Here is an 11,830-nt window from a genome sequence, read left to right as displayed (position 1 = left end):
CCTTGCAGGTGGGAGTCGGTGTCCGTGTCGCTCTGACTTGGAATAAGTTACGCGAGTGTTCAACCAAATACCAAATCGCCTGGTCACAGGGATACGGAATCCGAATTTCGGTAATTTCAGAGAAGAACAACCCGAATTCGATGAGTTTTTGCCTCCACTGCGGTCTGTATGTAGGAGAACGCATCAACCAACCGTTTAAGGAGTACCTATCTCATGTCCCGTCTGCTCTTCGTCAACATGCCTGTCAAGGACGTTTCGGCCACACGCACCTTCTTCGGCGGACTCGGCTTCGAGTTCAACGACATGTTCAGTGACGAGAACACCGTCTCGATGATCGTCAGCGACTCTGCGACGGTGATGTTTCTGAACGAGCCCCGTTTCGGTGACTTCATCGCAGATGACATCTGTGACACGTCCAAGGCCCGCGAGGCCCTGATGTGTGTCTCGGCAGGGAGCCGAGAAGAAGTGGACAGCTTTGTCGATGCCGCAATCGCAGCCGGCGGTACCAAGTGGATGGAGCCCCAGGATCAGGGCTTCATGTACGGCCGCGCATTCCGCGACCTGGACAATCACGTCTGGGAGGTCATGTGGATGGATCCCACCGCGACAGTTCCCCAGTAAATCGAGAGTCGGCTACCGGAGGGATGTGCGAGTCAATGCACTCGCACATCCCCTTCTCCTACAGTTCCGCTGGCAGACCGAACCGTGCAAACAGGGTCAGATCAAAGAAGCAGGTCACATGTGAGATCCCTGATTCCGTCACGTCGAGTACATGCAACTGGAAGGCGCGGTGAACACCGTCCGGCTCTCGCATGTAGAGCCCGAATGCCGGTTGCCCGTTGGCCGCGGTCGGCAGCAGTCGCATCGCACCCGGTCCGTCGGCCGGGCACTTGTTCCCGATGAGTTGCCCGATCGCCTCGGGACCCCGGTACCAACCTTCGAAGGGCGGCATCTCCCAGATCGCTTCTCGCGTGAACATCGCAACGATGGCGTCGACGTCGTAATTTTCGAAGCTGCGGACATACTCGCGAAGCATCGTCCTGGCCTCGTCACTGGAGGGTTCCACCAGGTCGTCTTCGGTGGGCCCGATTGCGTTGAGCTGTGCGCGAGCGCGCTGTAGAACACTGTTGACGGCAGTGGTTGTGGTGTCCAGTGCCGTAGCCACCTCTGAGGCCTTCCATTGCAGAACGTCGCGCAACACCAATACGGCTCGCTGCCTCGGCGACAAATGCTGCAAAGCAGCGATCAGGGCAAGGCGGACGGAATCCCGACGCACGACCATTACTGCTGGGTCATTCACATCGCTCAACGACGAGTCTGCAATGGGTTCGAGCCAGGCAATCTCATGGCGTTCGACCAGGTCATCCGAAGGATCTGAACTGGGCGCACCCAAACCAACAGGAAGCGGACGCCGTGCACGTCCCTCCAATGCCGTCAAACACGTGTTGGTCGCGATACGGTAGAGCCAAGTCCGAAACGATGACTGACCGCGGAAACCCGCATACCCCCGCCACGCTCGGATGAAAGTCTCCTGGACCTGGTCTTCCGCGTCATGGATAGAACCCATCATGCGATAGCAATGCGCCTGAAGCTCACGGCGGTACGGATCGGCAAGGGTCAGGAAGTCACTGTCCAACGCCTGATCGACTGTCATTTGTTCAGCCTAAATGCGCGCAGCGAGATTGGCAGGAGTTGACAACATTTTGATCAAGCCGTCGACCTCATCCCTGGCGACACCAGTTCCACTTCGAAGCAGAACGCCGAACGGTCGCAGAGCTGGAACGATGTGTATTCGATTGCACGGCAATAAGAAACGGTATCCGAATTTGATACCGCGCAAGATCCGCACGGCAAAGCCGCGACGTCAATTCAACGAAAGGTACTCCCCCATGAGCACATCGGATCCGATCACATCCGCGTTCAACGATCTCACGCTGAAGGAGATGGATGCCGCGACGCTCGTCTTCGCGATCGAGAACGCAGTCGACGAGATGTCGATACAAGACGGCCCCCTGCGGCTCGCGATGGAGGTCGCCACACTCGCGCATCTCGAGCAGTCCCGAAAGAACGGGATCAAGGCCGACATAGATCCCTACATCGTTCATCCGTTGCGGAATGTGCTGCGATTAATTCGGTACGGATGCTTCGACGCCGACGTCCTGGCCGCGACTGCCCTCCACGACACAGTCGAAGACCAACCACAGAAACTCATACCCCTGCTCGGCGGAACTCCCATTGAAAACGAGGAACCTCATGAGATGAGGAAGCGCGCCTTTACGCGCATCGCGGCGCACTTCAGCCCCAGAATCGCTGAAATCGTTGCAGCAGTGACTAATCCAATCACCTACGGAGAGGACGGCAACGCATCTGGATATCGGGATCACGTCGTCGACGCTATTTCGGATCCTTCGGTGTTTCTGGTGAAGTTCAGCGACTTCGTCGACAATGCCGGCAGCGTCAAATACCTGGCGGAGACTCAGAGGCTGAAACTGGCCGCCAAGTACGAACCCCTCGTCGAACCCTTCAAAGACGCTGCACGGTCCCTCGGCAGCGCATTGAATCTGCCGCAGGCCGGCCTTGACGGAATTTCAGACCACATCGCCACAATCGAATCGGACTTCGCGCGATTGCGCGCATCCACCTAGAGGTCTCGTGTCGTCCGTTCGGATGAATGTGGCGTAGAAAGCACCCAACCACCCAAACGCGGCGATAGCCTGCAGGTTTCCGGATGAGGCGTTCCAACGAAAGGCCCCGACGTGAGCGACGACAGGTCAGCACCACCGCCACCACCGCAGGCTCAACCGCCCCAGGCCCAGCCACCCCAGCCTCCGTCTGACCAGTCTCCCTACAATCAAGGCCCCATCGACCAAACGCAGCAACGCACTCCGGGGCCCTACGGTTACTCACCGCAGCAAGCGCCACTCCCCTACGGATACCCGCAGCAACCAGGTCCGGGATGGGCATCCGGCGCGCAACAGTTCGGACCACCCAGCAGCCCGGCCGCTCCCGCGCCGAAGCGGGGAAAGGGCGTGTGGATCGCACTGGTCTCCTTATCGGCGGTACTGGCGCTCGCAGCAGGGTCCGTCGTCGCATTTCAGCATTTCCGAAACTCGGACGAGACCGTCGCACTTCCGCCCGGCATGACAAAGGGCACCTTTCCGACTGCGCCAGAAGTTGCCTGGACGGCCGACCCGCACGACTACATGTCGGGACCAACAGCGTCATTTATCAATCCTGAGTTCGACGGTCGCCGATATCTTGGAACCGGGTTCCTCGACATCGGCGACAAGATCATTGCTGCTGTCGCCAAAACGCAGACGGATTCCAACGAATCGCGTCTTATCGCCCTGAATTCACGAACAGGCCCGTTGGAATGGTCCGCGCCGAGCACATTTGGCGGCGGCTGCGCGAACGACGTTGTCGAGGGCGCCCTCCCGTGCATCGAATCAGACTTCGGGCGTAATCCGAAAATGAAGTCCTTCAACGTCCACGATGGCAGCGTTCGAAGCGAATCCGCTCTCAGCCCAAACACTTTGGCAATTTCGGTTGGCGAAGGATCTGTCTTCACAGCCGCGTACGGCCCCAGCGAAGGCGAATACACGCTGACCAAAGGCACTCTCGACAATCCAGCGTCGGACTGGTCTCGAGCCTATTCGATCAAGACTTGCGGAGTCGGTAGTGGTGACCACTACGCACTGAAGGTTTCCGACGGACTCGTATCGTTGTCAGGCGTCGGTGGAGTAATTGCGCATACATCCGACGGGTCGGTCGTCGCGGAAGATACTGCGTGGGCGAGACCGGTCCCAGGATTCGGGGCCGTTGCGGGAAGGTGCGATGGAAACACGAACGAACTCACCTTCACTCCGACGTACTTCGATAGTTCCGGCGCGGTGGTGTTCACGTCGGCCGGGTCTGTCTCGCCTATGGACTTCGTCGCGTCAGCGCGATCCGATATCCCTCTGATCATGTCCGACGGCACTGCCCGCATCCACGATGGATCAGTTAAATGGTCTATACCCCAGGGTGATTCAAAATACTTCGGATCTGCAGCGGTCCTCGGCGATGCGGTGTTCCGGCACGGCAGAAGTTCGACTACGGCACTCGATTTGGAGAGCGGCTCCACGCTATGGGAGACGTCAGAAAATCTACTGACAAGTTCAACCGAAATGATCACCGACGGACAGAACCTGATCGGATTGACGGGCGACGGTGAGATTGCCGCCATCAGCGCGTCCGACGGCTCCACTTCCTGGTCCGTTTCCACGAGCGACGGCCCGGACAGCGACCGTCGAGTGTTCGGTACCGCCGGGAATGGATTCGTCTACGCGTCGAACAAGTCCATCTCGATGTTCGAACCGACTGGTCCGTCGTCGCAGGTCCCCGACAGCGTGGCTGCCCCATCCGGAGCGAATACGGATTCCGGTGGCGATCAGTACGTGACCAAATTTGGATCGGCACCGACGTTCACGCCAACCGACATCATCACCGATACCGGCGGGCTGATAGTCACGATGCGCATCACCGCGACCTGCCCGGGCGGAGACATACTCGCATCCGACACCACAAGCATCTCGATTTCCGACGGCGCCGCCAACGTCGCGGCTGCGGTATTCGACTTCTCCGATTCTCCACTCGTGTTGCCGCACAACACAAGCGGTTCCTCCAACTCATCTGCGTCTGCAGACGAATCAATACAGCGCACATTCAGGTTTCCGATCGGTACATTCTGGAGAACTCCCGATACGTTGTCCGGTAAATCCGGGGACAGCTGGAACAAGTTCCTAGTTGAATGCGTCGAGTCCGGAAATGCCAGTGCAACAACTGGTGTTGTGGGACAGCAGCTTCCGAACGCCAAGATGGAGGCGACGGGCCCCGCCGCACCGCAAACCGGAGACGCCGAATCGGCTGCCTTCGATGCACTGCGCGCCCTGGCGAATGCGGATGCGCCGTCCGTCAGCTCCGAACTCGCCGACCGCTGGGTACCGCAACTCAGTTCGAAGCGACCGGGAATGGTGGCCGACGGTAAGACGTGGAACAACTCGGCGACACTCGAGGAGCACCTCGCCTTACGACTGAAGTATCCCCAAGTTCGACTGCTGTGGTCGGGCGACTGGAGCGTGTTCAGTGCTCCCGACTTCTGGATAACGATCGCCGGCGTTACCTTTCCCGATCCCGACGGGGCACTCGGCTGGTGCGTCGGCAACGGCCTCGACCGTGACCACTGTTACGCGAAGTTGGTGAGCAAGACCCATCCGATCGAAGGCAGCACCAAAACTCGCTGATTCCTTCCGCTCTCCGGACATTCATACAACCTGACGCTGCAGACTCCGTGTCCATAAATGGGCGGATAGCTCCATGGGAAAATACTCACCGGTAGTACCGGTCGGTAATATTCGCGCAATCCAAGAATTCGAGGACGGAATCCAATTTGTTACCAGTGAGTATTCAAATTCATCCACATTTACACCGACCGTGATACGCATCACAAGCTCGAAATCTATTGGAGCTAAACAGATTAACCGGTAGGCGTAACCATGATTCACGTTGACTAATACACTTCAATTCGCCGAGGTGACACTGGCGGCGACATACTGCATCCTTGAATCAACCAGGCATTGCCTGGGAGCCGACATACGATGTTGCTCATTAATGATTGGAGCGGTTCTGAGTCCATGCAATTTGTGTGATGCCACAACACGACATCACCGGACTCAACAGACCGAACTGACATTCATCTGTCGATGCGCACTCGGGGGCATGTGACGCACGATCAGCCCATATCGCAACGATGACAACGTACGTGACGCAAGAATCTCATCAAGGACGGTGGCAGTGACAATGTTCAAACGAATCGCAGTGGTCAATCGAGGTGAGGCCGCGGTCCGCCTGATCAGGGCAGTACGCGAACTGAACGCCGAGCACGACTACGGCATTCGCGTCATTGCGCTCCATACCGACGCCGAGCGTCGAGCAATGTTCGTCCGCCAGGCCGACGAAGGAGTAACCCTTCGCAGCACCGGCACCGGAAGCCCCTACCTCGATTACGTCGAACTCGAGCGTGCATTGCTCGCTGCCAAGGCCGACGCAGTGTGGGTCGGCTGGGGCTTTGTTGCCGAGGACCCGACCTTCGCCGAGATCGTCGCAAAGTTGGGCATCACCTTCATCGGCCCCAGCGCCGACGCCATGCGCCTCCTCGGAGACAAGGTTGCCGCGAAGATTCTTGCCGAGAAGGTCGGCGTCCCCGTCGCGCCCTGGAGCGGCGGACCCGTCGAGACCCGCGCCGACGCACGTCGTCACGCACAGGCCATCGGCTATCCGCTGATCATCAAGGCTCGCAGCGGCGGCGGGGGGCGCGGAATCCGCAAGGTGTGGGCTGAAGACGAACTCGAAGTTGCCCTCGAACGCACCCAGGGTGAAGCCGAGCGTTCCTTCGGTGACCCCGTTGTCTTCCTCGAACGCCTGGTCACCGACGCACGCCACGTCGAAGTACAGATCATCGCCGACAACCACGGCAATGTCTGGGCTCCGGGCGTTCGCGACTGCTCGATCCAGCGTCGCAACCAGAAGGTCATCGAAGAGTCTTCTTCCCCCGTCCTGACCGACGAGCAGTCGGATCACCTCAAGAAGGTGTCCGCCGAACTCGTGAAGGCTGCGGGATATCAGGGCGCAGGCACCGTCGAGTACCTCTACCAGCCTGAGAACAAGCTGTTCACGTTCCTCGAGGTCAATACTCGTCTCCAGGTGGAACACCCCATCACCGAGGTCACCACCGGCATCGACCTGGTTAAACTGCAGATTCTTGTCGCCAACGGCGACGAACTGGTCGGCGACTGCCCGCCTGCATTCGGCCACGCCGTCGAGGCCCGTCTCAACGCCGAAGATGCCGACAACGACTTCGCGCCGGCACCCGGCACAGTTCAGCTCCTGAAGTTCCCCCTCGGCTCGGGCATCCGCGTCGACACCGGTATCGCGGCCGGCGATGTCATTCCGCCCGACTACGACTCCATGGTTGCCAAGGTCATCGCCTGGGGCCGCACGCGCGCCGAAGCACTCGCGCGTCTGCGCACCGCGTTGCGTGAAACCACCGTCGTCCTCGACGGCGGCACCACCACGAAGTCGTTCCTCCTCGACCTTCTCGATCGCGACGAGGTCATCTCAGCCTCTGCCGATACCGGCTGGCTGGACCGCACCGGCGCTCTGGATACGACGACGCGCCGCGCCGACGTCGCGCTGATCGCCACCGCGATCGACGCCTACGACGCCGAGGAATCCCTCGAACGCGCGGCATTCCTCGCCTCCGCGCGTGGTGGCCGCCCCCGCGCCAACCACGCAATCGGCCGAACCGTCGAACTGAACTACCAGGGCCAGGCCTACAAGCTGACGGTCGGGCGCATCGGCCCCCACCGCTACCTCGTCGACGGCGATGCCGGTTCGATCGAAGTGGACGTCGATCGTCTCGGCGATTTCGAGTCGCGTCTCGTCATCGGTGACCGGCGCTTCCACGTCGTCTCCGTCTCCAGCCCCGCGCGTTACCTCGTCGAGGTCGACGGCATCAGCCACCAGATCAGCCAGGACGACGCCGGTGTTATCCGCGCTCCCGCCCCGGCCGTCGTTGTCGCTGTTCCCGTTGCCGTCGGTGACGACGTCGAAGCCGGCTCCACCCTCGTTGTGCTCGAGAGCATGAAGATGGAGACCGCCGTCCGAGCGCCGTACGCCGGCAAGGTCCGTGAGGTACTGGCTACCGTCAACTCCCAGGTCGATGCGGGAGCACCGCTCCTTCGTGTTGATCAGGTCAGCGACGAAGCCGTCGTCGAGAAGGCGCCCCGCGTCGAATTCGATCTTCCCGCTTCGACTTCCGGATCCGATGTCCGTGACGACGCGCTGGCACAGCTCGAAGCACTGACCGCCATGATCAGTGGCTACGACGTCAGCGGCAAGCAGGCCAACGCAGTTCTCGCCGAGTACGACGTACTGCGCGGCGCACTGGAACCGCAGGATCCTGCACTGGTTCACGCAGAACTCGCCGTACTGACCACGTTTGCCGACATTTGCGAACTCTCACGCAACAAGCCCACCTCCGGTGAGTCCGCGAAGGACGAATCCGTTCACAGCCCGCGCGAGCATTTCCACACTTTCCTGCATTCACTCGATGTCGAGCGTGAAGGTGTGCCGGCGTCGTTCCGAACACGCCTCGAGCGGGCCCTGCGCCACTACGACGTCACCGATCTCGAAGATCGCTCGGCCGTCGAGGAAGCGGTGTACCGCCTGTTCCTCGCACTGCAGCGCATGGAAGCCCAGATCCCCGTCATCGCAGCACTTCTCGAAGGCTGGCTGGCCGGAGACAGGGCTCCCGGTTGCTCGGCGCAGGAACTGAACGAGGTACTCGATCGACTCATCGTCGCCACTCAGGTTCGTTTCCCCCTCATCGGTGACGTCGCCCGGAACCTTCGTTTCCGCTTCTTCGACGAGCCTCGCATCCGCAAGGTTCGCGAAGACGTCTACGACGGTATCCGCGGAAACCTCGCCTACCTCGAAGAGCAGCCCGACGCAGCGGATTACGACCAGCGTGTCGCCAATCTGGTAGCAACACCGGAGCCTCTCCTCGACCTGCTGGGTCGACGCATCGGTCTCGGCAACCGTGACGGCGGACCGCTCCTCGAAGTGATTACCCGGCGCTACTACAAGATTCACTCGTTCGAGGACGTCCGCGCCTTCGAACACGTAGACCGTCGCTTTGTCACGGGTAACTTCGATCTGCGCGGCGCACAACTACACCTCGTCTCGGCAGTCGCCGAATTCGATTCGCTGGCTACAGCTCTCGACGACATCTCGACCGTCGCTCAAGAAACACCCGCCGGCCGCGGACTCGTCGTCGACATCTACCTCGACTGGCCGGAGCATCCCGCCGACGGCGAAGAACTGGTCGAGAAGCTGCGTAACACATTGTCCCGCAACGGGACCATCGCGAGCGCGCGCCGAGTTACCGTCATCGTCTGCAACCCCAACGGCGAACGAATTCGCTGGGTAACCTTCCGCCCGGTAGCCGGAGAACTGGTCGAAGACCAGATCATTCGCGACATGCACCCGTTGACCGGTCAGCGTCTGGACATGTGGCGTCTGAAGAACTTCAACGGCAAGCGTCTCCCCGCACCGGAGAACACCTACCTGTTCCACCTCTCCGCCAAAGAAAACCCGTCCGACGAGCGCCTCATCGCGCTTGCCGAAATTCGAGACGTGACACCACAACTCGACGACGAAGGTCGTATGGTCGCGCTGCCTGCCATCGAACGCACACTCGCCGCCTGCCTGGACGGTATCCGCCGTGCCCAGAGCCAGCGTGGCGACAAGCGTCGACTCGCCGCCAACCGCGTCGTGCTCTACGTGTGGCCGGTGGCGGATGTACCGGCTGATCGGTACTCCGTGATCGCGCAAAACGCTGCCCGCCTCACCGTGGGTGCCGGAATCGAAGAGATCACCCTGATCACCCGCCTCAAGGATCCGAAGGGCGGGGCGCCCAAGGAAGTTGCGCTGCGCTTCTCGTACCGCGCCGGCGCCGGGGTTGTCATCAACAAGACCGAACCGCCCACCGAACCGCTGCTCCCCCTCGACTCGTACGCCCAGAAGGTCCAGAGCTCGCGGGCCCGCGGCACCGTGTACCCGTACGAGATGGTTCCTTTGCTGACCGGAAACAAGGGAACATTTGTCGAGCACGATTTCGACGAAGCCGGAATCCTTGCTCCCGTCGATCGTCCGTTCGGGCTCAACAAGGCCGGAATCGTTGTGGGTCTGGTCAATACGCCGACCCCGCGTTACCCCGAAGGCATGACACGCGTCGCACTGTTCGGTGATCCCACCAAGGCTCTCGGCACCGTCGCGGAAGCCGAGTGCTCCCGCGTCGTCGCAGCCATCGATCTCGCCGAGAAGCTGAATGTTCCCGTCGAATGGTTTGCACTGTCCTCCGGTGCCACCATCTCGATGGACAGCGGCACCGAGAACATGGACTGGGTCTCGCGCGGCCTACGCCGGATCATCACGTTCACCCAGAACGGCGGCGAGATCAACATCGTCGTCACCGGCATCAATGTCGGCGCCCAGCCTTACTGGAACGCCGAAGCCACAATGTTGATGCACACCAAGGGAATTCTGGTGATGACCCCGGACAGCGCGATGGTACTGACCGGCAAGCAGTCACTCGACTACTCCGGTGGCGTCTCCGCCGAAGACAACTTCGGCATCGGTGGTTACGACCGCGTCATGGGCCCCAACGGCCAGGCACAGTACTGGGCACCCGACCTCACCGCCGCGTGCGAGATCCTGTTCCGTCACTACGCGCACTCGTACCTCGCTCCCGGAGAACGCTTCCCGCGTCGTGCGGCCACCTCCGACCCGATTGACCGCGACGTGCGCAGTTTCCCGCACACGCATCCGTCGAGCGATTTCGAAACCGTCGGCGACGTCTTCTCGTCCGTCAAGAACCCGGATCGTAAGAAGCCCTTCGACATCCGCACGGTCATGCGTTCGGTAGTCGACCAGGACCACTCCGTACTCGAACGCTGGGCCGACATGGCGGGCGCCGACACCTCAGTGGTGATCGACGCACACCTCGCCGGATACCCGGTTACCGTGGTGGGCATCGAATCTCGCGCAATTCCGCGCAAGGGTCGCTTCCCCGCCGACGGCCCGGATACGTGGACCTCGGGAACGCTGTTCCCGAACTCGTCGAAGAAGACGGCACGCGCAATCAACGCGGCGAGCGGCAACCGTCCGATCGTGGTGTTGGCCAACCTGTCCGGCTTCGACGGATCCCCGGAATCACTGCGCAACATCCAGCTCGAGTACGGCGCCGAAATCGGCCGGGCCATCGTCAACTTCGACGGTCCGATCGTGTTCTGCGTGGTCTCGCGCTACCACGGCGGTGCCTTCGTGGTGTTCTCCGGAGCACTCAACGACAACATGGAAGTTCTGGCCGTCGAGGGATCGTTTGCATCCGTCCTCGGTGGCGCTCCCGCCGCAGCCGTCGTGTTCACCCGCGAGGTGAACACCCGCACCAACAACGATCCCAAGGTGCAGCAACTCGAGTCTGACCTGGCCGGAACCAAAGACGACACCGAGAAGGCCCGTCTGCGTGTGGAACTGAATGCCCAGCGCATCGCAGTCCGCTCCGACAAGCTCGGCGAGGTGGCCTCGGAGTTCGAGGCGATCCACAACATTCAGCGTGCCCGCGAGGTCGGTTCGGTGGATGCGATCGTGCCGGCAGCGGAATTGCGTCCGCAGATCATCGCGGCAGTCGAGCGCGGTATGAAGCGAGCGACTGCGCAGTAGTTACCCTGCACTGACAGACGTGGCCCCCGCCGGACATTCGGCTGGGGCCACGCTGTATTTCAGACTCCTTCGAGAGCCTCGCCGACTTCCTCGAGAATTCGGTTGTGCTGGTCCGTCGCCAACAAGTGACCGGCAGCGATGGTGAGTGCTATCGGCCACTCGATGATCTCGAAGGCCACCATCAATCCCATTGCGGCAAAGTAGGCAAGCTGCTCCGGCGGCGGCACCGGCACCGCCCCGAGGACCGGAAGATTCAGTTCGAATCGATGAGCCGAACGGACCGCTTCGACTGCGGAACGTTGGTCGAGAACGTCGGCGACCTGCTGAGACATTGTCCGATTCCTTACGTTTTCTTGTACGTGCATCCGCGTTCAACGGGCCGACACCTTGGCCGAGCACGCTGTACGTCGTGTCCGAATCCTTGATTCACTCCTTGTCCCAGGTCCTGACCCCACCAATCCGCGAGGTCTACGCGGTACTGATCCGAATCGGTGTTCTCCGAATCGTC

At 60.8% G+C, this 11,830-nt stretch carries 6 protein-coding genes; 4 read left to right on the top strand and 2 right to left on the bottom strand.

Annotated elements, in window-relative coordinates; all coding sequences use genetic code 11:
* Window positions 1–213: 213 nt before the first annotated feature.
* The gene (locus QM600_RS11100; protein ID WP_283261506.1) at window positions 214–621 is read left to right on the top strand and encodes a VOC family protein; all 408 of its coding nucleotides are present in this window, start codon (window positions 214–216) and stop codon (window positions 619–621) included.
* A 58-nt stretch (window positions 622–679) separates the two neighbouring features.
* Here QM600_RS11100 and QM600_RS11095 read toward each other — a convergent pair whose 3' ends face one another.
* Entirely contained in the window at window positions 680–1,654 is a 975-nt protein-coding gene (locus tag QM600_RS11095; protein ID WP_283261505.1) for a sigma-70 family RNA polymerase sigma factor, read from the bottom strand.
* Between the two features lie 235 nt (window positions 1,655–1,889).
* Between QM600_RS11095 and QM600_RS11090 the strand changes: the two genes are divergently transcribed.
* From QM600_RS11090 to QM600_RS11080, 3 genes are all read left to right on the top strand, one after another.
* The gene (locus QM600_RS11090; protein WP_283261504.1) at window positions 1,890–2,645 is read left to right on the top strand and encodes a nucleotidyltransferase family protein; all 756 of its coding nucleotides are present in this window, start codon (window positions 1,890–1,892) and stop codon (window positions 2,643–2,645) included.
* Between the two features lie 384 nt (window positions 2,646–3,029).
* Complete coding sequence (locus QM600_RS11085; RefSeq protein ID WP_283261503.1) at window positions 3,030–5,282, top strand: outer membrane protein assembly factor BamB family protein; 2,253 nt, start codon at window positions 3,030–3,032, stop codon at window positions 5,280–5,282.
* Window positions 5,283–5,838: 556 nt separating this feature from the next.
* Window positions 5,839–11,322 (top strand): ATP-binding protein, encoded by a 5,484-nt coding sequence (locus QM600_RS11080; RefSeq protein WP_283261513.1) that lies wholly within the window; start codon window positions 5,839–5,841, stop codon window positions 11,320–11,322.
* Window positions 11,323–11,381: 59 nt separating this feature from the next.
* Here QM600_RS11080 and QM600_RS11075 read toward each other — a convergent pair whose 3' ends face one another.
* On the bottom strand, window positions 11,382–11,654 hold the full coding sequence (locus QM600_RS11075) for a hypothetical protein (RefSeq protein ID WP_283261502.1): 273 nt from the start codon (window positions 11,652–11,654) through the stop codon (window positions 11,382–11,384).
* Window positions 11,655–11,830 lie beyond the last annotated feature (176 nt).

The organism is Rhodococcus sp. IEGM 1379 (assembly GCF_030056815.1).
Taxonomy (GTDB): domain Bacteria; phylum Actinomycetota; class Actinomycetes; order Mycobacteriales; family Mycobacteriaceae; genus Rhodococcus_F.
This window is presented reverse-complemented; position numbering and strand designations above follow the sequence as displayed.

Coding starts and splice junctions, on each gene's coding strand:
- QM600_RS11100 (WP_283261506.1), top strand. CDS start 214: ATGTCCCGTCTGCTCTTCGTCAACATGCCTGTCAAGGACGTTTCGGCC.
- QM600_RS11095 (WP_283261505.1), bottom strand. CDS start 1,654: ATGACAGTCGATCAGGCGTTGGACAGTGACTTCCTGACCCTTGCCGAT.
- QM600_RS11090 (WP_283261504.1), top strand. CDS start 1,890: ATGAGCACATCGGATCCGATCACATCCGCGTTCAACGATCTCACGCTG.
- QM600_RS11080 (WP_283261513.1), top strand. CDS start 5,839: ATGTTCAAACGAATCGCAGTGGTCAATCGAGGTGAGGCCGCGGTCCGC.
- QM600_RS11075 (WP_283261502.1), bottom strand. CDS start 11,654: ATGTCTCAGCAGGTCGCCGACGTTCTCGACCAACGTTCCGCAGTCGAA.